This is a genomic window from Sphaerisporangium dianthi (assembly GCF_042654065.1).
GTDB lineage: Bacteria > Actinomycetota > Actinomycetes > Streptosporangiales > Streptosporangiaceae > Sphaerisporangium > Sphaerisporangium dianthi.
Genome location: NZ_JBHSFP010000010.1, coordinates 93,553 through 115,823 on the forward strand (window position 1 = coordinate 93,553; position 22,271 = coordinate 115,823).

The window sequence follows — 22,271 nt, forward strand, 5'->3', positions numbered from 1 at the left end:
CACCGGTCAGGCGTGGTGCGCGGTGAGCCAGTCGAGCAGCAGGCGCGCGCCGAAGCCCGTCGCCCCCTTGGTGAAGATGCCGTCGTCGGCGGTGGTGCGGGCCACGCCGGCGATGTCGAGGTGGGCCCAGCGACGCCCGCCGGCGAACTCGCGCAGGAACAGCGCCGCGGTGATGGAGCCGCCGCCGTACTTGTTCTCGGCGTCGATGTTGGACAGGTCGGCGACCGGCGAGTCGAGGGCGGCGCGGTACTCGTCGATGAGCGGCATCCGCCACAGCGCCTCTCCGGACCTGGAACCGGCCTCCAGCAGCTCCTTGGCCAGGTCGTCGGCGCTGGAGAACACCGCGCCGATGTCGCGCCCCAGGGCGACGCCGATGGCCCCGGTGAGCGTGGCGAGGTCGATGACGGTGTCGGGGTCCAGCACGTCGTCGGCGTAGGCGAGGGCGTCGGCGAGCACCAGCCTGCCCTCGGCGTCGGTGTTGAGCACCTCGACCGTCCGGCCGCCGTAGTGCGTGATCACGTCGCCGGGACGCTGGGCGCTGCCCGAGGGCATGTTCTCGGCGGCGGCGACCAGCCCGGTGACGCGCGCCCGCACGCCGAGCCGGCGCAGCGCCCCGAGGACGGCGATCACCACGGCGCCGCCCGCCATGTCGGTCTTCATGAACTTCATGCCCTCGGTCGGCTTGAGGGACAGGCCGCCGCTGTCGAAGGTGATGCCCTTGCCGACCAGCACGATGTGGTCGCCCGCCGGCTGCTCGGGCTCGTAGGAGAGCTGGATCAGCCGGGGCGGGCTGATCGACCCCTGGCCCACCGCGAGGATGCCGCCGAACCCGCCGCCGGCGAGGTCGTCCGGCTCCCACACCTTGATCGTGAGGCCCTCGCGCCCGGCCAGCTCGGCCGCGCGGGCGGCCAGCCAGGCGGGGTTCTTCTCCGAGGACGGCGTGTTGGCCAGGTCGCGGGTCAGCGCGGTGGCGCGGGCGATGACCTCGGCGCGCTCGACCACGGCGCGGGCCTGCTCGGGGCCCGACAGGCGGACCTCCTCGACCGCCTTCACGCGGCTCGCGCCGATGCGCATGGTGTAGGAGGCCAGCAGCGCCCCCTCGGTCAGGGCCGACCAGCCGGGCTCACCCACCCCGGCGGGCAGGGCGATGTCGATCGTCCGGCGCCCCCTGGCCCGCCGCGCCAGCGTGCCGCCGGCCTTGCGCAGGGCGCGCGGCCCGCCGTCGCCGATGCCGTACAGCAGGACCCGCCGCACCGCGTCGCCGTGCGGGACGGGGACCTCGATCACCTCGCCCGCTTCCCCCTTGGCCTCGTGGTGCGCGAGGAGGGCGGGGATCGGCACGGGTAGCTCCACCTGAGGGGTGAGTTCGCCTCCGAACGGCACGGCGAGCAGGTCGGTGTCCTGCGCGGGCGAATCGCCGAAGCTCAGCACGGTCTCGATGGGCATGGTGGCCTCCCCGGCCTGGAAGTGCGACAGCCCCGGCGTGGGGGTCTGGCCCGGCCGCCGGGGCCGTCAAGTCGCCTGTGTCAGTGGGTCGTATCAGGGGTATGTCAGCCGACGACGTTCTTCAGAGCGTCGCCAAGGGCTCTGGCCTCGTCCGGTGAGAGTTCGACGACGAGCCGGCCGCCACCCTCCAGAGGGACCCGCATGACAATGCCCCGTCCTTCCTTGGTGACCTCCAGCGGACCGTCGCCAGTCCGCGGCTTCATCGCCGCCATGCGTGTATCCCTTCCTGCCTCGGCCAGGCGATGCCGCGACGCGCCGTTCGGCGCGCGGCCGCCCGCCGCTTTCACGTCTTCTGTGACGTCCCATTATCCCGCCTCGCGAGCGCGCATGGGTAACGATCTCCTCCCAGAATGCGTTGTCGGGGGCCCTCGCGCCGATCAAACTGGTCCGTGTGAACGCCCGCGCCGCACTTTTCGACCTCTACGGAGACCACCTGCGCATCCGTGCCGGACGCGCGTCCGTGGCCGCCCTGGTGCGGCTGCTCGCCCCGCTCGACATCGCCGCGCCGGCGGTCCGCACGGCGATCTCGCGCATGGTGCGGCAAGACTGGCTCACCCCCGTCCGGCTGCCCCAGGGCCCGGGGTACGCGTTGACGCCCAAGTGCCTGCGCCGTCTGGACGAGGCCGCCGTGCGCATCTACCGCACCGGTTCCGCGCCCTGGTCGGGACGGTGGCACGTGCTGGTCTTCCAGCCGGTGCGCGAGCGGGCGAGGCGCGAGCGGCTGCGCGCCGACCTGTCGTTCCTCGGCTACGCCCCCCTGTGCGAGGGCACGTGGATCGGGCCGCGCCCTTCTCCCGAGCTGGACGCCCTGCTGGAGGACGAGCGGGTGCGCGCCGACCGGTTCGAGAGCACCCTGGACGGCGACCCGCGCGAGATGGTCGCCCGCGCGTGGGATCTGCGCGCCATCGCACGGGCCTACGAAGAGTGGACGGGGCAGGCCGTCGACCTGGTCGGCGCCCTGCCGTGCGACGCCCCCGAAGATCAGGTCTTCGCGGCCCGTAGCAGACTGGTCCACGGATGGCGCAACTTCCTGTTCCGCGATCCGGGCCTTCCCGCAGAGCTCCTCCCGCCGGCCTGGCCAGGAGAGAAGGCGCGCGCCTACTTCGAGCGGGAGGCGGCCCGGCTGCTACCGGCGGCCGCGGCCTTCGTCGACCACAACCTGGACAAAGGAGTCCACTGATGGAGCAGCAGCCGGATCGGCCAGGCGGCGAGCACGTTCTCTACTCCGTGGAGCAGGGCGTCGCCACGATCACGCTGAACCGTCCCGACGCGATGAACGCCCTCACCATCGCGATGAAGGCGGCCCTGCTGGAGGCTCTCGAACGTGCCAGGGACGAGGCCGGGGCGCGCGCCGTGCTGATCACCGGCGCGGGGCGCGGCTTCTGCGCCGGCCAAGATCTGCGCGAGCACGCGGCGAACCTCGAGGCGGGGGTCGGCCTGGACAACACCGTCCGCGCCCACTACAACCCGATCATCTTGGCGGTCGCCGGCATGGGCAAGCCCGTGGTCGCCGCCGTGAACGGCTTCGCGGCCGGCGCGGGCGTCTCGCTGGCGCTCGTGTGCGACTTCCGGGTCGCGGCCGAGAACGCCCGTTTCGCGATGGCCTTCAGCAGCATCGCCCTGGCCCCCGACTCCGGAGCCTCCTGGACCCTTCCCCGCCTGGTCGGGGCGGCCAAGGCCCGCGAGCTGCTGATGCTCGGCGAACCCGTGGACGCCGCCTCGGCGCTGCGGCTCGGCATGGTGACCTCCGTCGTGCCGGAGCATGAGCTGGCGGCCTCCGCCCGCGACCTCGCCGTGCGGCTGGCGCAGGGCCCCACGCTCGCGTACGGGGCGATCAAGCAGGCCCTCGACTTCTCCGCCGCGCATCCCTTGGAGGACGCCCTCGAGGTGGAGGCCGACCTGCAGGACGCGTGCGCCAAGACCGAGGACCACCACAGCGCCACCCGCGCCTTCCTCGCCAAGCAGCGACCGGTCTTCGAGGGCCGCTGACGGCCGTGCGAGCCCGCCTCGTTCAGACGACGCGCTCGCGCACCCAGCAGCCGGCGAGGTGGTCGTTGACCAGGCCGATGGCCTGCATCAGCGCGTAGGCCGTGGTCGGGCCGACGAAGCGCAGGCCATGGCGCTTCAGCTCTTTGGCCAGGGCCTTGGACGCGGGCGTCGTCGCCGGCACGTCCGCGAGCGTCTTGGGCACGGGGGAGGACGGGTCGGCGTACCGCCAGACCAGCTCTGAGACGCCGCCGGGCAGCTCGGCGGCGGCGCGGGCGTTGGCGACGGCCGCCTCGATCTTGGCGCGGTTGCGGACGATGCCCGCGTCGGCCAGCAGCCGCTCGACGTCGGCCTCCCCGAACGCCGCGACCGCCTCGATGGAGAATCCCGCGAACGCCTTGCGGAAGTTCTCGCGCTTGCGCAGGATCGTCAGCCACGACAGGCCCGACTGGAACGCCTCCAGCGTCAGCCGCTCGAACACCCGGTCGTCGCCGTGGACCGGCCTGCCCCATTCGTCGTCGTGGTACAGGATGTAGTCGGGAGTGCTGGTCGCCCAGCCGCATCTGACGAGCTCAGGTTCCACAGGGGTCGAGGTTACCGGCTCGGACGGGGACCCGCCCGCAGGCGAGGGTCAAGCGCCCGCGATAGGCGAGGGTCAAGCGCCCGCGATGCCGCCACGGGAGTCCCGCGTCTCCGAACGGTCGTCGCCCGCCGCCGGACCGCCGTTGGACGCCGCGTGCCTGCCGGACGGGGCGTCCTCCTCCCCGGCCGGGAGCGACTCCTCCGGGGTGTCCACGGAAGCCGAGGGCTCGTCTGCAGCGCTCCTCCCCCGGTCCGAAATCGTCTCGGAGGGCGCGGGAGGCTCGTGCGCGGCGCGGGTCCCGAGACCCGAGATCGTCTCAGAGGGTGCGGGAGGCTCGTGCGCGGGGCCGGTTCCAAGACCTGAGACCCCCTCGGAGGCCGCCGAGGGCTCGTGCGGAGGGCGGCTGGCGCCCAGACCCGAGAACCTGGCCGGCGGCGGGAACTCCTCCGGCATCGCGAGGGGCTCGGACGCGGACCCCGCGACGGTGTCCCACCGCGAGAACTTTCCCGGCCCTGTCAGCGTCTCGGACTCGGAGAGAGGGTGCGGCGCCGCGGCCAGCCCCATGCCCGTGCGGGACGGCTCGGTCTCGCCCGCCGCGTAGGGCGGCCGCGTCTGCGCCTCCTGGCGGGCCTGGACGCGCCCGGACAGCAGTTCGGCGACGCGCTGCTCCAGCACGGCGATGTGGGTGTCGCGCTCGCTGATGGCCATCGCGGCACGCTGCAGCGTCTCGTCGACCGTCTGGGTGTGGTACCCGACGAGGCTCACCGGGAGCCGCATCGCCATGAAGTCGACGGCCGTGAGCTCGCGCGGATAGGGCAGGTCCAGGGGCGGGACGTCGGGAGCGAACTCCGTGAGCTCTCCGCCGCGCCCTTGCGAGACCACCACCACGCAGTAGAGGACGGCGATCGCGGCGACAGCGAGTAGGACCAGCACATACGAATCGTGCCACATCGACGCCTTTGAGCGCGCCTTGATCGGCGTGTGGCAGCATCGGTCCTATGACGCCCGTTCTCGTGACCGGCCCGGACACGCCGCTCGACGCCTCCTGGGTGGAGGCCCGCTCGGCCGCCGAGGTGGAACGGCACGCTCGCGCGGGGCGGACGGTCGTGGTGACGCTGACGGGGGACCTGACCTCCCAGCTCGCCGCGGCGGCGGTGTTCGCCTGGCTGGGGGCCCGCGTCTTCCGCACCGGCCATGAGGAGCAGGTGCGGCAGGCCCTCGACATGACCGAGTCGCTCGCCGGCAGGCGTCCCCCCGCGCTGGCCCGCCGCGGCCTCGCCTGACGCGCCGGCCCCCGTGAGAGGGCGTGCGGGCGCCCCCGCGGCCGCGACGCCGATGAGCGCTGGGCGAGGTCATGCACCGTCCGGCTCGCTGTGCGTCCTTGGCGTGGTCGGCGTGCTCGGCGTGCTCGGCGGCGCGGCGTCGAGGCGCTCGAACGGGCCTGGACCGTCGTACGGCTTCTGCGGGGCGCCGAGGTGGCGGACGCGGAGTTCGTCCATGAGCTCCTCGATGAACGCCGGGCCTCCATCGCGCATGAGCTGCTGCCGGCTCCGGAGCTCGTCGCCGCCGGGGCGCCAGTCGAGGCCCCAGTCGCCGAGGGCGTAGATGATCGGAAGAGTCCGGATGCCGGCTTCGGTGAGGCTGTAGCGAGCGCGCTGCCCCCGCGCCGCGGTGCCGCGGGTGAGGATCCCCGCGTCGACGAGCCGCACGAGGCGGTCGGCGAGGATGTTCGAGGCGATGCCCTCGATCGACCCGGTGAGCAGCACCCGGAAGTAGCGGCGGTCGCCGAAGATGACGTCCCGGAGCACGAGCAACGTCCAGCGATCTCCGAGCACCTCGACGGCGGCGGTGATCGAACACCCGGACCGTGGTTCCACATTTCCTCCTTGACAGGCATTTCGCCCTCCCTATAGTAGTTGCAGATCGCAAGCACTTGGGGAAAAGGGGAGCCGATGGGCCGCTTCGTCTATTCGATGCAGGTGTCCCTCGACCTGCGGATCGAGCAGGTTCCTGGGGACAACGGCGCCGGCGAGTGGCTGCGCATCAGCGAGGAACTGCACCGCGAGTGCAACGCGCGGACGCGGGCGCTCGCGCTGATGGTCCACGGCCGGGTCATCTACCAGACGATGGAGGAGTACTGGCCACGGGCGCCCGAGGACGCTTCGCTGCCGGACTACATGCGTGAGTACGGCGAGATCTGGACGGCCAAGCCCAAGGTGCTCGTCTCCCGTACGCGCCGCGACGCCGATCACAACACCCGGATCATCGGCGGAGACGACGCGATCGAGCGACTCGCCGCCCTGCGGGCCGGGACCGACGGCAGCATCAGTGTGGGCGGCGCGGCGCTCGCGACGCAGCTGCTCCGGGCGGGGCTTCTCGACGAGTTGATGCTCTGGACCCATCCGGCGATCCTCGGCTTCGGCAGGCCGCTGTTCGACGACTACGACATGCCGATCGAACTCGACCTGATCGAGCAGCGATCGTTCGAGCAGGGCGTCACGATGCATCACTACGCCATCGTGGACGCGAAGGAGGCGGGCCCGTGCTGAGGCAGGTCGCGGACGGCGTGCTGGTCCACCAGAGCGGGTTCTGCCAGAGCAACGCCGTCGTCGTCCAGGGCCGGGCCGGCGTGCTGCTCATCGACGCCGGGGTGACCGCCTCCGAGATGGCCTGCCTCGCGGACGACCTTCGCGAGTCGGGCCGGCCCGTCGTGGCGGGCTTCTCGACGCATCCGCATTGGGATCACCTGCTCTGGCACGCCCGGCTCGGCGCGGCGCCTCGCTACGGCACGGCCCGCTGCGCGGCCACCGTCCGAGATCGGCTGTCGGACCCGCAGGGGAAGGCCCGGGTCGCCTCGACGTTGCCGCCGGAGATCGCCGGGCGGGTACCGCTGGACCTTCTCGGCGTCATCACCGGCGTGCCCGCCGGGACGGCGCACGTTCCATGGGATGGCCCTCACGTCCGGATCGTCGAGCACCGAGCGCATGCCCCGGGCCACGCGGCGCTGTTGATCGAGGAACGCGGGGTTCTCGTCGCCGGCGACATGCTGTCCGATGCGCTGATTCCGATGCTCGACGTGAACGGCGCCGCGGACCCGATCGAGGACCACCTCGCCGCGCTCCGGCTGATCGAGGGCGTGGCGGGCGATGTCGACGTCGTCGTCCCTGGCCACGGGTCCGTCGGCGGAGCCGATCAGGTACGCGCACGGATCGACCAGGATCGGGCGTACGTGCACGCCTTGCGCGACGGCCACGATCTCGCCGACCCGCGGGTCGGCCCCTCCGCCGAGCCCGGCTGGGAGTGGGTGGCCGGCATGCACGAAGGGCAACTCCAGCGCCTCGCCCGGAGAAGCGAGCGCGACGTGACGCCCGGCTGACTAGCCGGTGGCGGACTCGCCGAGTTCGTCGGGGTGAGGGCTGAGCGGCCGGGCGGGCTTCTCCAGGTGTTCGACGGCTTCGCTCACCGTCGTGGTCCAGGAGATGGCGTCGAAGACGTTCGGGCGGGTGAAGCCCTGCTCGTACATGCCGTCGACGAGCCGGCGCAGCGGTTCGTACAGGCCCCACGGGTCCAGGATGACCAATGGCTTGTCGTGCAGGCCGAGCACGCGCGAGGTCCAGATCTCGAAGAGCTCCTCCAGCGTGCCGATGCCGCCGGGCAGGACGAGGAACGCGTCCGAGCGCGCGTCCATGATGCCCTTGCGCTCTCGCATGTCGGCCGTGATGATCAGCTCGTCCGAGTCGGTGTCGGCGATCTCCAGGTCCACCAGCGCCTGGGGCATCACGCCGACCGTGCGCCCGCCTGCCCGCCGGGCGGCCCGGGTGAGCGCGCCCATGCAGGAGACCACCGCGCCGCCGCTGACGAGCGTGTGTCCCCGCCGGGCCACCTCGGCGCCCACCTCGTCGGCCAGGTCCAGGTACTTCTGGTCGATCTTCTGACTGGACGCGCAGAACACGCAAATCGCCATCGCCACGGCGGTAACCCTACACAGCCCGCCCTCTCACGGCCGAGGCCTCCGGCGCGGCGGGAATCCGCGGCACCGGAGGCCTCTTTCCGCAGGTGGAGATGGTGCGTCAGCAGGTGGAGTTGGTCTGGGTGAGCAGGCCCAGGCGCCAAGGCAGGGAGTTGTAGTCGCCGCCGGCGTTGGGGTCCATGCCCTGGTACAGGTATTGCATGTTGCACGGACTGATGGTCAGGGTCTGGTCGGTCATGGTGCGGACCATCTCGCCGTGGCTGATGTCACGGGTCCAGGCCGAGCCGCTGAAGGTGACGTTGTTGGCCCGGGCGAAGGGGTTGCTCTCAGTGGCGGCGTGCTGGGTCCAGGACCCGGCGATGCCGCTGGAGGTCCAGGAGCGGAACCAGCGCCGGCCGTCGGAGCCGATCGCCTCGATGATCAGCAGATACTGGTCGGTTCCCTGCACCTTGTAGACGTTGCTGGCCTCCCAGAGGTTGTTCTTGTTGGAGTCCTGCATCGCGATCACGGTGTTGGTGAACCCGTTGGGGAACTGCGCCAGCGTGGTCTGCGAGCGGTACAGATGCCCGTTGTCGTCGGAGGAGAACAGGTAGCAGTTGGCGCTGTCGCAGATCACCCACATGTCGACCCAGTAGCCGTTGCCGATGTTCTGCTGGATGATGCTGGGCATGCTGGAGTAGAAGTTCTTCGGTGCGCTCCACCCGTTGGGGTTGCTGATATCGGGGTTGGTGGAGTACGAGGCGTTGCCGGTCTGGTAGACGAGGTACCACAGGTTCTGCGGCGCGAAGTAGAACACCTCGGGCGCGGCCCGGTAACCGGTGCCGATCGGGCTGCGGTCCAGGTAGTAGTGCGTCGCCGAGGAGGCCTGCGACCAGTCGGTGAAGCTCAGGTACACCATGTTGTAGCCGCCGGAGTTCGCGATGCTGGCGAACACGTGGTACTTGCCGCCCGAGTACACCACCGTCGGGTCCTTGATCCCCGCGACGTTGTGCGACGAGTCCGACTTCGGCGAGATCAGCTGACTGCTGGAGCTCCACCGCAGACTCGAAGGCAGCGAACCACCAGGCGTGGGGGTCGGAGTCGGCGTCGGAGTCGGCGTCGGAGTCGGCGTGGGGGTCGGAGTCGGCGTGGGGGTCGGAGTCGGCGTCGGCGTCGGGGTCGGAGTCGGCGTCGGGGTGGGAGTCGGCGTGGGGGTGGGGCCACCGTTGCCGTTGCAGGTGGCGGTGGGGGTGGCGGCGGTGCCGTTGGCGGTGAAGCCGAAGGTGGTGGAGCCGTTCGCCGCGATGGAGCCGTTGTAGTCGGCGTTGCGGACGGTCACGTTGGAGCCGGACACGGTGTGCACGCCGTTCCACAGGCTGCTGATGCTCTGCCCGCCGGGCCAGGTCCATCGCACGGTCCAGCCGTTGACCGGGGCGTTGCCCGCGCGGACCGTCACCGTCGACTGGAACCCGCCCGGCCAGCTGTTGGTCGTCTCGATCGTCGCCGAACAGTTCCCCGTATCCGGGGTCGGGGTGGGAGTGGGTGTCGGCGTCGGGGTCGGCGTCGGCGTGGGAGTCGGGGTGGGCGTGGGAGTCGGGGTGGGCGTGGGAGTCGGGGTGGGAGTCGGGGTCGGCGTCGGCGTGGGAGTCGGCGTCGGGGTAGGCGTCGGGCTGGGCGGGGCGTTGTTCAGCGCGTTGAGGACGGCGTCGTAGGCGGGCTTCTTGTTGCTGCCGCTGAACAGCAGCGGGGTGTCGCCCGAGCGCCAGGAGTCCTGGTCGCGGACGCCCCACACGGTGATGCCGGCGCAGCGTGGCACCGCCAGGCAGTCGTTGACGATGTTGGCGTAGGTGGTGGCCGAGGCGCCCTGGACGTCGAGTTCGGTGATCTGCACGTCGACGCCGAGCGCGGCGAAGCTGGAGATCGTGGTGCGGTAGTTGGCGTTGTAGGCGCTGCCGCTGTTGAAGTGGGACTGCAGGCCGACGCAGTCGATGGGCACGCCGCGCTGCTTGAAGTCGCGGACCATGTTGTAGACGCCCTGGGTCTTGGCCCAGGTCCAGTTGTCGATGTTGTAGTCGTTGTAGCAGAGCTTGGCGGCGGGGTCGGCGGCGCGGGCGGTGCGGAAGGCGACCTCGATCCAGTCGTTGCCGGTGCGCTGCAGGTTGGAGTCGCGCCGGCCGCCGGAGTTGCCGTCGGCGAACGCCTCGTTGACGACGTCCCAGGCGTAGATCTTGCCCTTGTAGTGGCCCATCACGCCGTTGATGTGGTTGATCATCGCCTGACGCAGGTTGCTGCCCGACATCGACTGCATCCATCCAGGCTGCTGGCCGTGCCAGGCCAGCGTGTGCCCGCGCACGCGCTTGCCGTTCTGCACCGCCCAGTTGTAGACCCGGTCACCACTGCTGAAGTTGAACTGGTTCTGGTTGGGCTCGGTGGCGTCGATCTTCATCTCGTTCTCGGCCGTCACCATGTTGAACTCACGGTTCGCGATCGTGGTGTACGCCGAGTCACCGAGCCTGCCCGAGGCGATCGCGGTGCCGAAGTAGCGGCCGCTCTGCGCCGCCGCCGCGCCGAGCGTGCTCGCAGCGGCACCGGCCTCGACCGGCACCGTCAGCGCCGTGGTCACACCGAGCACGCCAAGGGCGCCGGCGATCAGAGCCCGGCGAAGACCCGTGCGCGACCGCCTGGTTCCGGGCGGGGGTATGGCATTCGTGCCCATGCCTGAGCCTCCATAACTGAAATCACGGAAAAGCGAACACGGGGCACACCCCGCAGGATCGACGCCACGCCCCGTCACCCCGGGACGCACGCCACTAGGGCGTCATAGACGGCGGTCCCTGCCACACACCACCGTCCGGCGGCAGAGAGCACCGGGAACTCAGTGTGGAAATCTCCCGAAAACACGTCAAGGGCGCCGGAAATCATCTGGCACATCCGTACGGCCATAGACGCCTCGCACATGTTCCGACTTGCGCCCCAGCCTCCTGAACTCCCGGGCCGCCGTCACAATTGAGGCGGGAAATCGTGATGTAAGTTTCAGTGCCCCGCCTTAATCGAACAGGCGCCGCGCCTCTGGTAACCACCGTCTGGGGCGGGCGGGCGGAGGTGACCGCGCGCTTGATCGTGCGGAGGGCGAGCAGGTCGCGCCCGTTCGGCGTCCCTGGATCACTGGGCGCGCCGGGCCGCCGCCCACCAAGGCGATCAGGATGACGGTCGTCGTACGCACCAGCGCACTGATCGGCCTCGTCCGGCCGGTCGTGCAACGCCATTTCATCAAGGGGAGTGCTGATGGGCGGGATCAGCGGCTGACGCGCTCAAGAGAGCGAGAATGCACAAATTACGCAGGGCACGTCTGTGGTTCAGCGCGGTCGTCGGTACCGCGGTCACGCTGGTGACGATGGGACCATGACGACCGTCACCGCGCACGCGGCGACCGGCTGCGGTGTGAACTACACCGTCTCGTCGCAGTGGCCGGGCGGGTTCACCGCGAATGTCAACGTCGACAATCTGGGCGACCCCATCAACGGCTGGAAGCTCGCCTGGACCTTCCCGTCGGGCCGGCAGGTCGCCCAGGCGTGGAATTCGACGGTCACCTCCTCCGGAGCGCAGGTCACCGCGGCGAACGTGAGCTGGAACGCGACCATCGCCACCAACGCGACGGTCTCGTTCGGTTTCAACGCATGCTCCACCAGGTGCGGTCCCAGGGGTACAAGAGCATCCGCATCCCGATCACCTGGAGCAACCACCACGGCGCGGCGCCCGACCACACCATCGACTCCGCGTGGCTGAACCGCGTCCGCCAGGTCATCGACCGGTCTCTGGCCGAGGGCTTCTACGTGCCGATCAACCTGCACCACGACTCGTGGCAGTGGATCAACACCTACCCCGCCGACTCCACGACGGTGATGAACCGCTACACCGGCTCCACCACCTGACGATCACCGTGGCGGGCGCCGCGTCCGGAGGGCGCGGCGCCCGTCCCCTCAGGGGTTGGCGGCGAGGAACAGGTAGATGGCGCACAGAGCGAGGTGGACCGCAGCCTGCAACAGCGTGGCCCTGCCGGGCATGACGGTCAGGATGCCGACGCCGGCGGTGAGGGCGAGCAGCACGATCTGGGTTGCGCCCAGCCCGAGCAGCAGCGGGCCGCCCAGCCAGATGGAGGCGACCGTGATGGCGGGGATCGTCAGGCCGATGCTGGCCATGGCCGACCCCAGGGCGAGGTTGAGGCCGATCTGGGTGCGGCCCCGGCGGGCGTTGCGGGCCGCGGCGAGGGTCTCGGGGAGCAGGACGAGCAGGGCGATGACGACACCGACCACCGCCTGCGGCAGGCCCGCGGCGGTGACCGCGCGCTCGATCGTGCTGGATTCGACCTTGGCCAGGCCGACGACGCCGATCAGGGCCGCCAGGAGCAGGCCCAGGCTGATGAAGGCGCTCTTCAGCGAGGGGGTGGGGGCATGTTCCTCGTCGGCGCGCGGGCCGCCGCCGGTCCGCGCGGGCCGTTCACCTGGCGCGTGGACGGGGAGGAAATAGTCCCGGTGCCGGACGTTCTGCACGAACACGAACAGCGCGTACAGGGCCAGTGAGGCCACGGCGGCGAAGACGAGTTGCGGACCGGAGAATTCGGGGCCGGGCGTGCTGGTGGTGAAGGCGGGAAGGACGAGGCAGAGCGTCGCGAGGGTGATCACCGTGGCCAGCGCAGCGCCGGTGCCCTCGGGGTTGAACTCCGCCACGCGGTTGCGCAGCGCGCTGAGCAGGAGTGACAGCCCGACGATGCCGTTGCAGGTGATCATGACGGCGGCGAACACGGTGTCGCGGGCCAGCGAGGCGGCGGAGGAGCCGCCGGAGGTCATCAGGCTGATGATGAGCCCTACCTCGATGACGGTGACGGCCACCGCGAGGATGAGGGAGCCGAAGGGCTCGCCGACGCGGTGGGCCACCACCTCGGCGTGGTGGACGGCGGCCAGGACCGCGCCGGTCAGCAGGACCACCAGGAGAGCCTCGGCGATGACGGGCAGGTCGCGTCCCCACACCAGCGCCAGCACCAGCACCGCCAGGACGGGAACGGCGCCCGCGACCAGTCCGAGTGGCGAACGGCCGGCGGCCGGCGCCCGGACCGGGCTGTTCACGTGATCTCCGCCATCCGAAGCATCCGGAGGCCGGGACGGGTGCGGGGCGGGAAGCGAGCGGGTCTGTCCATCGCGTGCTCCGTACCCACAGGCTCGGCACTTAAGGGAATCGGACCCTTGCTCTTCGTCATCGCACGTCAATGACATCACCAGGTCGAGGTGCCCCGTACCGGGCCACACCGGCACGACCTGACTGCCCGGCGGCCGATCCGTCCACCCAGCTTGAGCATGTCGCAGGTGTTGCTGCGGCTCTCACAGGCGCCGTTCGCCTTAGTCACAAACCATGATAGTCATAATAGGTGATTAAATGAGGACGGCTGAGGTTCGGTGTCCACACCGGACCGCCGACGACTGGAGGACACGATGTCCGGCAACGAAGTGATCTCAGTGGTGGGCGCGACCGGCGCCCAGGGCGGCGCGGTCGCGCGGGCGCTCCTCGCCGACGGCGGCCACCGGGTTCGCGCGATCACCCGCAACGCCTCCTCGCCGAAGGCCAGGGAACTGGCGGACCTCGGCGCGGAGGTGGTCGAGGCGCACCTGGAGGACGAGGCCAGTCTCCGACGAGCGTTCGACGGGGCGTACGGCGCCTTCCTGGTGACCCCGTTCTGGGAGCACCTGTCGGCCGCCAAGGAACTCGCCGAGGTACGGAACCTGATCGCGGCGGCCACGGCGGCCCGCCTCAGGCACGTGGTCTGGTCGACGCTGGAGGACACCCGCGAGGTCGTCCCGGCCTCCGACGACCGGATGCCGACCCTCGACGAGGTCTACAAGGTGCCGCACTTCGATGTGAAGGGCGGCGAGGCCGACGCCCTGTTCGCCGAGTCCGGCCTTCCCACCACCTACATCCGGGTGTCGTTCTACTGGGACAACCTGCTCGACACACAGAAGCCGCAGCGGGACGCGGACGGCACTCTCGCCCTGCACCTTCCCGTGGGCGACACCCCGATCGCCGGGATCGCGGTGGAGGACATCGGCCAGATCGTGCTCGGCGTGTTCCGGCAGCCGGAGAAGACCATCGGGGCCGTGCTCGGCCTCGCCGGCGAGCACCTGACCGGCGAGCAGATCGCGGCCGCGCTCAGCACGGCGCTCGGCGAGCCGGTGGCCTACCGCCCGCCCACCCACGATCAGGTCCGCGGCCTGGGCTTCCCGGGAGCGGTCGAGATCGGCAACATGTTCCAGTACTACGCCGAGTTCCCGGAGTCGTACCTGGGACTGCGCGACGTCGACGTCGCCCGCTCGATCCACCCCGGGTGGACCAGTCTCGCCGATTTCCTGGCCAGGCACCGCGACCAGATCCGCGACGACCTGGGGGGCGAACGGTCAGAGCGCACGTGACAGCCGTAACCGCTCCCTCGCCGGCAACGTGCGCGGCCGGAACCGGGAGCCCAATTCGGCGATGAGCGTCAGTGGCGCCCAAATAATGAGACGCGTGTCCGAAACGTGACTTGACGGATCCATTTCCTACGCTAAACGTAATTACTACTTGCAGAGTAGGAAAAGCCGGGAAGGACATGTAGTGCGCTCACTCATCCTGCTCGGGTTGGTCGGCTTCGTCGCCCAGCTCGTCGACGGCAGCTTAGGAATGGCCTACGGCGTCACCTCGACGACGCTGCTGCTGGCGATCGGTACGAACGCCGCCGCCGCCTCGGCCACCGTGCACCTGGCCGAGATCGGCACCACGCTCGCGTCGGGCGTGTCCCATTGGCGGTTCGACAACATCGACTGGAGAGTCGTACTCAAGATCGGCATTCCGGGCGCCATCGGCGCCTTCGCCGGCGCGACGTTCCTGTCCAGCCTGTCGACCGAGGTGGCCGCGCCGGTCATGTCGATCATCCTGCTGGCGCTGGGCGTTTACGTCTTCGTCCGCTTCACCGCCTACGGCCTGCCCCGCGGCAACCTGGGCAAGCCGCTGCGCAAGCGCTTCCTCGCCCCCTTGGGGTTGGTCGCCGGATTCGTCGACGCCACAGGCGGCGGCGGCTGGGGCCCGGTCGGCACCCCCGCCATCCTGGCCAGCGGCCGCATCCCGCCGCGCAAGGTGATCGGTTCCATCGACGCCAGTGAGTTCCTGGTCGCCCTCGCCGCCAGCGCGGGCTTCTTCGTCGGCATCGGCTCGGAGAACATCGACTTCGCCTGGGTCGCCGTCCTGCTGCTGGGCGGCGTGATCGCGGCCCCGATCGCGGCCTGGCTGGTGCGGCACATCCCGCCGCGCATCCTGGGTTCCCTGGTGGGGGGTGTGATCATCCTGACCAACGTGCGCACCCTCCTGCGCAGCGACTGGATCGACGCCCCCGGCAACGTCCAGGCCATCGCCTACATCGTCATCGCCTTCCTCTGGGTCGCGGCCGTCGCCTACTCGTTGCGCGAGTACCGCCGCGACAAGGCCAACGAATCGGTCGAGGCGATCGAAGCAGAGCTGCGGGCCCGCACGGAGGAGGAGAAGATCTACACCTGATCGCGCTCTCGTGGCCATGGTCTGACGGCTGTTCCTCAGACCATGGCCACCGATCGTGGCCACCGATCGTGGCCGCGATCGACCGGCCGCGGAACCTCCGAGCCGTGGCCACACGCTATGACGAACGCGCCCGCGTCCTCCTCGGCACCGTCACCCTTGAGTCCCATCGACTTCGATGGGGACCTCGACGTCACCCCGGCCGGCCTCGTAAGCCTTTCCGCACGCCCTGCCCAGCCTCTCTAGCGCGCCTTTCCTCACCTTCGAGAGTGCCGCCTCTCTGTTGATCGCTTCCTCGGCCTGCCTCCGCGTCAGCAGGCCGAGTTCCGCGCGTTCGACCAAGCCCCGCTGTCCGATGGCATCGAATCGATTCGCCTACCGGTGGGAAGTCGGACGCGGGCTGGATGTTCCTGCCGCACGCGCTTCCCCATTCTCGATGTCGGTACCGCCTGGTCGATGTCGTGACACATCCCATGTATGAGGTATCCGACGCGGCCTGAAAGTTGCATAACGTTCGAGTTGGCGCGATGTCGCTCGGCTGCGATGGAACTGAATGGCCGAGGTGATCCCATCTCTGCGGAACTCTGCGCCTTGACAGGTGGGAGCCCGGACCTTATTTGTTGTCCGACCGTGCCGTCGAACCGATACGGCAATTCCATTACCAAGAGACGGCGTGCCCCCTTCAGGCCCTCGGTTCTCGCGGGCGGACCGCGACGCTTGAACGGCCGGCGGCGGCGCCTCCGGAGGGACGGCACGATCACCGCGGGTGTGACGGACGGACGCCGGGGCGCCACCGGATGGCGTCGCGGGCGGCGGCCGGATCAAGAAGTGCATCCACAAGGGACTCCCCCGAAAGGATCACGCATGAAACGGAACGATCTTCCTCATCGCGCCCGAAGGCCGATGAGCAAATGGCCGACCGTGGTGGCGGCCTTCCTGGTCGCGACGATCGGGGCGCAGCCGGCCGTGGCCGCACAGCGGCCCGCGGTGAAGCCGTCGGAGCCCGCCGCGACGGTCGCCGCCGCCGCTGGGGACATCGATGGATTCACCGCGGGCAATGCCGCGGTCGCTTCGGTCGATCTCGCCGGGACGTGGAGTTTCACTCCGGCGGGCCGGGCGACGACGTCGATCAAGGTGCCCGGCGGCGGCTGGTACAAGCAGGGCTTCACAGACGTGAACGAGGCTGTGTACTCGCGCACCGTCGTGATACCGGACTCGGGTCAGCCCCAGTCGACGTGGATCGAGTTCGGGGCGGTGAACCACCAGGCGACGCTGTCGGTCGACGGCCGGGTGGTGGCGACCCAGACGACGGCGTTCACCCCGTCGAAGTTCGATATCAGCAGCTACGCGGCGCCCGGCACCACACACACGATCAGTGTGCAGGTGAAGGGTCGCGGGGCGTTGAAGGCGGCCGACGGCAAGTACCTGGTTCCCGTGGCGGCCGACTGGTCCGAGGCGATACCGCAGGGGATCTTCCGGTCGGCGTACCTGCGGGCATATCCGGCGGTGTATGTCAGTGACGCGTTCGTCCGCACCTCGGTGGCGGACCGCACCCTCAGCTACGAGGTGTCGGTGACCAACTCCTCGGCCGCGACCAGAACGGTCACCCTGACCGGGTCGCTCGCGTCCGACGGCGCAGGCTCCTTCGACTACCCGCAGCTGCCACAGCGAACCGTGACGGTGGCGGCCCGTTCGACGGCGAAGGTCACGGTGGGTCCCGTTGCGTGGAACCTCGGCACCACCTCCTACTGGTGGCCCAATGTGCCGTACCGGCCCGGATACCGGGCCCAACTGCACCGCCTCGCGATACACGCCGCCGCTGACGACGGCCGCACCAGTGATGCCACGTACCGGTTCGGGTTCCGGGAGAGCACGCAGAACGGCGAGTACTACTACCTCAACGGCGTGCGAGTCAACTTCCGTGGCGACAGCCTGCAGGGCGCCGGCTACGACCGGGTCAACAACGGCGGGAAGGGCGACGCGTACGACACCCTGCCCGGCTTTCTGCCACCGTCGTCCGGCAACGGCGGCTGGCCCCAGGCGGTGGACAACTACCAGCGCCTCAACTACAACGTGGTACGCATCCACATGGAACCGGCCAGCCCGTACATGCTCGACGTGGCCGACGATATGGGCTTGATGATCATCGACGAGACCGCCATCCGCAGTGGCGCCCAGAACTTCGTGGCCGGACGCGACAACATGGTGGCCCACGCGCGTGCGCTGACCCTGCGGGACCGCAACCATCCGGCGGTGATCCGCTGGAGCCAGATCAACGAGCCCAGCTTCAACAACAACGACTCGCAGCAGTTCGAACAAGACCTGTACGCGGCGATGAACGGCAACGACGGCACCCGGCCGATCAGCATCGACGCCGCTCCGGGCGCCGACTCGGCCAGCCGGTATCCGAACATGAACTACCCGAACTTCGCGATCTTCGCGCACTACCTGGACGGCACCGGCCGGTACGGCGAGGCCCTGAATCGCGTCTCCGGGCGGCCGGACGGCGAAGGCGAGTACATCTGGCCCGCCTGCAGCACCAAGCAAGGCTTCACGTGGTTCGCCACGGCAACGCTTGCCAAGCGTGGCAAGGACGCCAGCGACCTGCGCCCGTACACGCTGCTGTCCGCCTGGGCCGGCGTGGTGCCCGGCGTGCGAACCACCGACTTCACCCCGGAGGAGGGCGGTCGCCCGGTCTACGGCGCGGACAACCTGACCGACCCGTGGAGCAACTCGCAGATCCAGCGCGTGCAGGCGGCGTTCAACCCGGTGGCAGCGGTCGACCTCCCGTACTGGTCCGCCTCCGGCGCCTCGGACTCCAGCGGCACCTTCCCGCTGCCGCAGGCCGTGCCCAGCTACGCCCCGAACGCCACGGTGACTCGCAACATCACCGTGTTCAACGACGACCTCACCGACACCTCGGTGAACTTCACCTGGACCGCCCGGCTCGACAACCCGACCGGCGCGGTCATCGCGTCCGGCAACACCAACCTGACCATCCCGCTCGGCTCGCGGGTCACCCAGCCGGTCACCTTCACCACCCCGGCGAGCGGCTCACGGGTCTACCTGGTACTGACGACCACCAAGTCGAATGCCACGACGTTCACCGACGCGATCGAGTACTTCAACCTCGGGTCCGGTCCGGGCGGCCCGATATCGGGCGCGGCCTACCGTATCGTCAACCGCAACAGCGGCAAGACGCTCGCCGTGGCCGGCGGCTCCACCGCCGACGGCGCCAAGGCCGTGCAGCAGTCCGGCTCCGCCGCGTGGACCGTCACCAGCGGTCAGGGCGGTGCGTACACCCTGCGCTACGTCCCCACCGGCAAGGCCCTCGACGTCAACGGCGGCAGTACGACCGAAGGGCTGCAACTGCAGCAGTGGACCGCCAACGGCGGCACCAACCAACTGTGGTACCTGCGGTCCACCGGCAACGGCTATTACACGATCGTCAGCTACAACAGCGGGCTGCTGGCAGACGTGTACGGTGCGTCGACCTCCGACGGCGCCCAGGTCGTGCAGTGGTCCGCCAACGGCGGCGCCAACCAGCAATGGCAGTTGATCCCGGCCTGAGACCACCTGGAGCGGCCCGGCCACGGCGGCCGGGCCGTACCCCACCCTGCGCCGTGCCGGATGAGGAAGCCGGTGGCGTGCCGCCACGAGTGAGCTCACGAAGCCGACCCGCCGGACGCGGCGGTTCTCACGGGAACCAGCACGGGACGCGGTGCGACACGCCGAAGAGCCGTCTGAGTCCGCGGGCGGCGGGTGGGTCAGGGTTCGTGGCGGGGGGCGGTGCGTTCGCGGTCGGAGTCGACGATGATGCGCACGGCCTCGTCGACGTCGTCGGTGACCCGGATGAGGTCCAGGTCACCGGCCGAGATCTTGCCGGTGGCGAGCAGGGTCTCGCGGATCCAGTCGAGCAGGCCGCCCCAGAAGGCGCTGCCCATCAGGATGACCGGGAACGAGGTCACCTTGCGCGTCTGCACCAGCGTGAGCGCCTCGAACAGCTCGTCCAGCGTGCCGAACCCCCCGGGCAGCGCGACGAACCCCACGGCGTACTTCACGAACATCGTCTTGCGCACGAAGAAGTAGCGGAACTCGATGCCGAGGTCGACGTAGTCGTTCAGCTTCTGCTCGAAGGGCAGCTCGATGCCGAGGCCCACCGAGATGCCGCCGGCGTGGCGCGCGCCTCTGTTGGCGGCCTCCATGATGCCGGGCCCGCCTCCGGTGATGACGGCGTACCCCGCCTCCGCCAGCGCCTTGCCGAGGGTCTCGCCCATGGCGTAGTCGGGGTCGTCGGGACGCGTGCGCGCGGAGCCGAACACGGTGACGGCGGGCGGCAGCTCGCCGAGCTGCCCGAAACCCTCGACGAACTCGGCCTGGATGCGCAGTACCCGCCAGGGGTCCATGTGCAGCCACTCGGTCGATCCGCGCTGGTCGAGCAGCCTTTCGTCGTAGGTGGAGTCGGGCAGGAACTTGCCCCGGACGAGAGACGGTCCCTGGCGGCGCTCCTCGCGTGATGCTCTGTTCATGCCGATCACGCTAACCGCCCCCGGGAGCGCGCAAGCCGTGCCGGATCGGGACGTCCGGCCGGAGCCGTAAAGAATCTTGAAAAATCTGCGCCGAGCAGCGGAACCGATTCTTCGCGAGGCCGCGTCTAAGAGCCGAGGGTGCTGCTCGGGACTGAAAGTGGCTTTCCCCGCCAAATGGCCGGCGAGGAAAGCCACTTTCTTTTGTGCCCCATGCCTCTCAGGCCACCGGCGCGCTCAGCCAGGCGGTCATCCTGCGCTCGCAGCCGGCGACCATCTCGAGCGAGACGTACTCCCCCTGCTGGTGGGCGAGGTTGGGGTCGCCGGGACCGTAGTTGACGGCCGGGACGCCGAGCGAGGAGAACAGCGAGACGTCGGTCCAGCCGAGTTTGGCCCGGGGAGTCCCTCCGATGGCGGCCACGAAGGCCGAGGCCACCGGGTGGGTCAGCCCGGGGCGCGCGCCGGGCGAGCCGTCGGTGAACCGCACCTCATACCCCTCGAAGACCTCACGCACGTGCTGCTGGGCCTCCTCCATCGAGCGGTCGGGGGCGAAGCGGTGGTTCACCGTCACCACGCACTCGTCGGGGATGACGTTGCCCGCCACGCCTCCGGTGATGCCGACGGCGTTCAGCCCTTCGTGGTAGGCCAGGCCGTCCACGACCGGCTCACGGGCCTGGTAGGCGTTCAGCCGGGCCAGGACGGCCTCCGCGCCGTGGACGGCGTTGACCCCGTACCAGGAGCGGGCGCTGTGGGACCGCCGGCCCCGGACGACGACCTGCGCCCGCAGGGTGCCCTGGCAGCCGCCCTCGATCTCTCCGCTCGTCGGCTCCATGAGCACGGCGAAGTCGCCCGCCAATAGTTCGGGACGGGTGCGGGCGAGCCGGCCGAGGCCGTTGCGCACCGCCTCGACCTCTTCGCAGTCGTAGAAGACGTACGTCACGTCCCTGACGGGCGCGGGCACCCCGGCGGCGAGCTTGAGCGCCACGGCGACGCCGCTCTTCATGTCCGAGGTGCCGCACCCGTAGAGAAGGTCGCCCTCGGCCCGCGACGGGAGGTTGCCCGCCAGCGGCACGGTGTCGATGTGCCCGGCGATCACCACCCGCTCGGCGCGGCCGAGCTCGGTGCGCGCGACCACGGCCTCTCCGTCGCGGACGACGGTCAGGTGCGGCAGCGGCCGCAGGGCCGCCTCGACGGCGTCCGCCAGGGTCTTCTCGTCACCGCTGACCGACTCGACGTCGACGAGCGCCGCGGTCAGCGCCCCGACGTCCCCGCCCAGGTCGAGCGGCGGCGCGTCAGGCATTGACGCCGTGCTGCCGCAGCACGTCGTTCAGCGCGGCCTTGTCGTGCCTCTGCCCTTCCTCGAGGCGCTTGAGCACAAGGACGCACGGCAGCCCGAAGGTGCCGCCGGGGAACTCCTTGGGACGCGTGCCGCCGACGGCGACGCACCAGTCGGGGATGCGTCCGCGGGAGAGCTCTTCGCCGGTCTCGACGTCGATGACCGGCATGGAGGCCGACAGGATGGTGCCGGCGCCGACGACGGCGCCCTTGCCGACCCGCGCGCCCTCGACGATCATCGAGCGGCTGCCGATCAGCGCCTCGTCCTCGATGACGACGGGGACGGCGTTCGGGGGCTCCAGCACCCCGCCGATGCCGACGCCGCCCGACAGGTGGACGTTACGGCCGATCTGGGCGCACGAGCCGACGGTGGCCCAGGTGTCCACCATGGTGCCGCTGTCGACATAGGCGCCGATATTGGTGTACGAGGGCATGAGCACGACGCCGGAGGCGAGGTAGGAGCCCCAGCGCGCGATCGCGCCCGGCACCACGCGGACGCCCTCGAGGGACGTCTTCAGCGGGATGCGGTCGTTGTGGTGGAAGTCGCCCACCTGGCTCCTGACCATGCCGAGGACGCGGAAGCTGAGCAGGATGGCGCGCTTGGCGCGCTCGTCCACGACCACCTCGTCTGTGGAGTGGTCGACGAAGGCGACACGCGCCTTGCCGGTGTCGAGCATGTCCACCGCGCCGACGATCACGCCGCGGGCGTCGCCGTCATCGGGCGACAGCTCGGCACGGCGTTCCCACAACTCGTCCACAGTGGCCGGCAACGGGCTTTCGAAGGTCTCGCTCATGCAAGGGAAGCTTAGTGCCG

The 22,271-nt window shown here is 70.1% G+C and carries 22 protein-coding genes; 10 read left to right on the forward strand and 12 right to left on the reverse strand.

Annotated features, from left to right (window positions below):
* Nucleotides 1–6: 6 nt before the first annotated feature.
* Together ACFO60_RS17025 and ACFO60_RS17030 are read right to left on the reverse strand one after the other, a co-directional pair.
* Nucleotides 7–1,446: a leucyl aminopeptidase gene (locus ACFO60_RS17025; protein ID WP_380841306.1), complete on the reverse strand. Its 1,440-nt coding sequence runs from the start codon at nucleotides 1,444–1,446 to the stop codon at nucleotides 7–9.
* Nucleotides 1,447–1,550: 104 nt separating this feature from the next.
* Nucleotides 1,551–1,718: a DUF3117 domain-containing protein gene (locus ACFO60_RS17030; RefSeq protein WP_114033903.1), complete on the reverse strand. Its 168-nt coding sequence runs from the start codon at nucleotides 1,716–1,718 to the stop codon at nucleotides 1,551–1,553.
* Between the two features lie 179 nt (nucleotides 1,719–1,897).
* Here ACFO60_RS17030 and ACFO60_RS17035 point away from each other — a divergent pair, with 179 nt between their 5' ends.
* Both ACFO60_RS17035 and ACFO60_RS17040 read left to right on the forward strand, forming a co-directional pair.
* Entirely contained in the window at nucleotides 1,898–2,686 is a 789-nt protein-coding gene (locus ACFO60_RS17035) for a PaaX family transcriptional regulator (protein ID WP_380841307.1), read from the forward strand.
* The gene (locus tag ACFO60_RS17040) at nucleotides 2,686–3,495 is read left to right on the forward strand and encodes an enoyl-CoA hydratase-related protein (protein WP_380841309.1); all 810 of its coding nucleotides are present in this window, start codon (nucleotides 2,686–2,688) and stop codon (nucleotides 3,493–3,495) included. Before ACFO60_RS17035 ends, ACFO60_RS17040 begins: the two co-directional genes overlap by 1 nt.
* 22 nt (nucleotides 3,496–3,517) lie before the next feature.
* On the opposite strand, the gene ACFO60_RS17045 is transcribed toward ACFO60_RS17040, so the two are convergent.
* Nucleotides 3,518–4,075 carry a DNA-3-methyladenine glycosylase I gene (locus ACFO60_RS17045; protein WP_380841310.1) on the reverse strand — a complete coding sequence of 186 codons (558 nt, stop codon included), beginning with the start codon at nucleotides 4,073–4,075 and terminating at the stop codon, nucleotides 3,518–3,520.
* Nucleotides 4,076–4,147: 72 nt separating this feature from the next.
* Nucleotides 4,148–5,008, reverse strand: coding sequence for a hypothetical protein (locus tag ACFO60_RS17050; RefSeq protein ID WP_380841311.1), 861 nt, complete (start codon nucleotides 5,006–5,008; stop codon nucleotides 4,148–4,150).
* 65 nt (nucleotides 5,009–5,073) lie between these two features.
* Between ACFO60_RS17050 and ACFO60_RS17055 the strand changes: the two genes are divergently transcribed.
* Entirely contained in the window at nucleotides 5,074–5,358 is a 285-nt protein-coding gene (locus ACFO60_RS17055) for a hypothetical protein (RefSeq protein WP_380841312.1), read from the forward strand.
* Between the two features lie 69 nt (nucleotides 5,359–5,427).
* On the opposite strand, the gene ACFO60_RS17060 is transcribed toward ACFO60_RS17055, so the two are convergent.
* Nucleotides 5,428–5,952: a winged helix-turn-helix transcriptional regulator gene (locus ACFO60_RS17060; RefSeq protein ID WP_380841313.1), complete on the reverse strand. Its 525-nt coding sequence runs from the start codon at nucleotides 5,950–5,952 to the stop codon at nucleotides 5,428–5,430.
* A gap of 75 nt (nucleotides 5,953–6,027) precedes the next feature.
* On the opposite strand from ACFO60_RS17060, the gene ACFO60_RS17065 reads away from it, so the two are divergent.
* Both ACFO60_RS17065 and ACFO60_RS17070 read left to right on the forward strand, forming a co-directional pair.
* Nucleotides 6,028–6,624 (forward strand): dihydrofolate reductase family protein, encoded by a 597-nt coding sequence (locus ACFO60_RS17065; RefSeq protein ID WP_380841314.1) that lies wholly within the window; start codon nucleotides 6,028–6,030, stop codon nucleotides 6,622–6,624.
* Nucleotides 6,618–7,451 (forward strand): MBL fold metallo-hydrolase, encoded by an 834-nt coding sequence (locus ACFO60_RS17070; RefSeq protein WP_380841316.1) that lies wholly within the window; start codon nucleotides 6,618–6,620, stop codon nucleotides 7,449–7,451. The genes ACFO60_RS17065 and ACFO60_RS17070 overlap by 7 nt, the downstream gene beginning before the upstream one ends.
* Here ACFO60_RS17070 and ACFO60_RS17075 read toward each other — a convergent pair whose 3' ends face one another.
* Nucleotides 7,452–8,039 (reverse strand): LOG family protein, encoded by a 588-nt coding sequence (locus tag ACFO60_RS17075; RefSeq protein WP_380841467.1) that lies wholly within the window; start codon nucleotides 8,037–8,039, stop codon nucleotides 7,452–7,454.
* 106 nt (nucleotides 8,040–8,145) lie between these two features.
* Nucleotides 8,146–10,740 carry a non-reducing end alpha-L-arabinofuranosidase family hydrolase gene (locus ACFO60_RS17080; protein WP_380841317.1) on the reverse strand — a complete coding sequence of 865 codons (2,595 nt, stop codon included), beginning with the start codon at nucleotides 10,738–10,740 and terminating at the stop codon, nucleotides 8,146–8,148.
* 686 nt (nucleotides 10,741–11,426) lie between these two features.
* Here ACFO60_RS17080 and ACFO60_RS17085 point away from each other — a divergent pair.
* Both ACFO60_RS17085 and ACFO60_RS17090 read left to right on the forward strand, forming a co-directional pair.
* Nucleotides 11,427–11,810, forward strand: a complete 384-nt coding sequence (locus tag ACFO60_RS17085; protein ID WP_380841318.1) for a cellulose binding domain-containing protein — start codon at nucleotides 11,427–11,429, stop codon at nucleotides 11,808–11,810.
* On the forward strand, nucleotides 11,702–11,956 hold the full coding sequence (locus ACFO60_RS17090) for a cellulase family glycosylhydrolase (RefSeq protein ID WP_380841319.1): 255 nt from the start codon (nucleotides 11,702–11,704) through the stop codon (nucleotides 11,954–11,956). The genes ACFO60_RS17085 and ACFO60_RS17090 overlap by 109 nt, the downstream gene beginning before the upstream one ends.
* Before the next feature lie 48 nt (nucleotides 11,957–12,004).
* Here the strand turns inward: ACFO60_RS17090 and ACFO60_RS17095 are convergent, their stop codons facing one another.
* Complete coding sequence (locus ACFO60_RS17095) at nucleotides 12,005–13,147, reverse strand: calcium:cation antiporter (RefSeq protein ID WP_380841320.1); 1,143 nt, start codon at nucleotides 13,145–13,147, stop codon at nucleotides 12,005–12,007.
* Between the two features lie 363 nt (nucleotides 13,148–13,510).
* Between ACFO60_RS17095 and ACFO60_RS17100 the strand changes: the two genes are divergently transcribed.
* A complete protein-coding gene (locus ACFO60_RS17100) occupies nucleotides 13,511–14,482 on the forward strand; it encodes an NmrA/HSCARG family protein (protein WP_380841321.1) in 972 nt (323 codons plus the stop codon).
* Between the two features lie 181 nt (nucleotides 14,483–14,663).
* Nucleotides 14,664–15,599, forward strand: a complete 936-nt coding sequence (locus ACFO60_RS17105; protein WP_380841322.1) for a sulfite exporter TauE/SafE family protein — start codon at nucleotides 14,664–14,666, stop codon at nucleotides 15,597–15,599.
* Nucleotides 15,600–15,749: 150 nt separating this feature from the next.
* Here the strand turns inward: ACFO60_RS17105 and ACFO60_RS17110 are convergent, their stop codons facing one another.
* A complete protein-coding gene (locus ACFO60_RS17110) occupies nucleotides 15,750–15,938 on the reverse strand; it encodes a hypothetical protein (protein WP_380841323.1) in 189 nt (62 codons plus the stop codon).
* A 561-nt stretch (nucleotides 15,939–16,499) separates the two neighbouring features.
* Between ACFO60_RS17110 and ACFO60_RS17115 the strand changes: the two genes are divergently transcribed.
* A complete protein-coding gene (locus tag ACFO60_RS17115; protein WP_380841324.1) occupies nucleotides 16,500–19,166 on the forward strand; it encodes an RICIN domain-containing protein in 2,667 nt (888 codons plus the stop codon).
* 197 nt (nucleotides 19,167–19,363) lie between these two features.
* On the opposite strand, the gene ACFO60_RS17120 is transcribed toward ACFO60_RS17115, so the two are convergent.
* From ACFO60_RS17120 to ACFO60_RS17130, 3 genes are all read right to left on the reverse strand, one after another.
* Nucleotides 19,364–20,125 (reverse strand): LOG family protein, encoded by a 762-nt coding sequence (locus ACFO60_RS17120; RefSeq protein WP_380841326.1) that lies wholly within the window; start codon nucleotides 20,123–20,125, stop codon nucleotides 19,364–19,366.
* A gap of 217 nt (nucleotides 20,126–20,342) precedes the next feature.
* Entirely contained in the window at nucleotides 20,343–21,422 is a 1,080-nt protein-coding gene (gene dapE / locus ACFO60_RS17125; RefSeq protein ID WP_380841327.1) for a succinyl-diaminopimelate desuccinylase, read from the reverse strand.
* A complete protein-coding gene (locus ACFO60_RS17130) occupies nucleotides 21,415–22,251 on the reverse strand; it encodes a 2,3,4,5-tetrahydropyridine-2,6-dicarboxylate N-succinyltransferase (RefSeq protein WP_380841329.1) in 837 nt (278 codons plus the stop codon). Before ACFO60_RS17130 ends, dapE begins: the two co-directional genes overlap by 8 nt.
* Nucleotides 22,252–22,271: the final 20 nt, after the last annotated feature.

Coding starts and splice junctions, on each gene's coding strand:
- ACFO60_RS17025 (WP_380841306.1), bottom strand. CDS start 1,446: ATGCCCATCGAGACCGTGCTGAGCTTCGGCGATTCGCCCGCGCAGGAC.
- ACFO60_RS17030 (WP_114033903.1), bottom strand. CDS start 1,718: ATGGCGGCGATGAAGCCGCGGACTGGCGACGGTCCGCTGGAGGTCACC.
- ACFO60_RS17040 (WP_380841309.1), top strand. CDS start 2,686: ATGGAGCAGCAGCCGGATCGGCCAGGCGGCGAGCACGTTCTCTACTCC.
- ACFO60_RS17055 (WP_380841312.1), top strand. CDS start 5,074: ATGACGCCCGTTCTCGTGACCGGCCCGGACACGCCGCTCGACGCCTCC.
- ACFO60_RS17065 (WP_380841314.1), top strand. CDS start 6,028: ATGGGCCGCTTCGTCTATTCGATGCAGGTGTCCCTCGACCTGCGGATC.
- ACFO60_RS17075 (WP_380841467.1), bottom strand. CDS start 8,039: ATGGCGATTTGCGTGTTCTGCGCGTCCAGTCAGAAGATCGACCAGAAG.
- ACFO60_RS17080 (WP_380841317.1), bottom strand. CDS start 10,740: ATGGGCACGAATGCCATACCCCCGCCCGGAACCAGGCGGTCGCGCACG.
- ACFO60_RS17085 (WP_380841318.1), top strand. CDS start 11,427: ATGACGACCGTCACCGCGCACGCGGCGACCGGCTGCGGTGTGAACTAC.
- ACFO60_RS17090 (WP_380841319.1), top strand. CDS start 11,702: ATGCTCCACCAGGTGCGGTCCCAGGGGTACAAGAGCATCCGCATCCCG.
- ACFO60_RS17100 (WP_380841321.1), top strand. CDS start 13,511: ATGTCCGGCAACGAAGTGATCTCAGTGGTGGGCGCGACCGGCGCCCAG.
- ACFO60_RS17115 (WP_380841324.1), top strand. CDS start 16,500: ATGAGCAAATGGCCGACCGTGGTGGCGGCCTTCCTGGTCGCGACGATC.
- ACFO60_RS17120 (WP_380841326.1), bottom strand. CDS start 20,125: ATGAACAGAGCATCACGCGAGGAGCGCCGCCAGGGACCGTCTCTCGTC.
- dapE (WP_380841327.1), bottom strand. CDS start 21,422: ATGCCTGACGCGCCGCCGCTCGACCTGGGCGGGGACGTCGGGGCGCTG.
- ACFO60_RS17130 (WP_380841329.1), bottom strand. CDS start 22,251: ATGAGCGAGACCTTCGAAAGCCCGTTGCCGGCCACTGTGGACGAGTTG.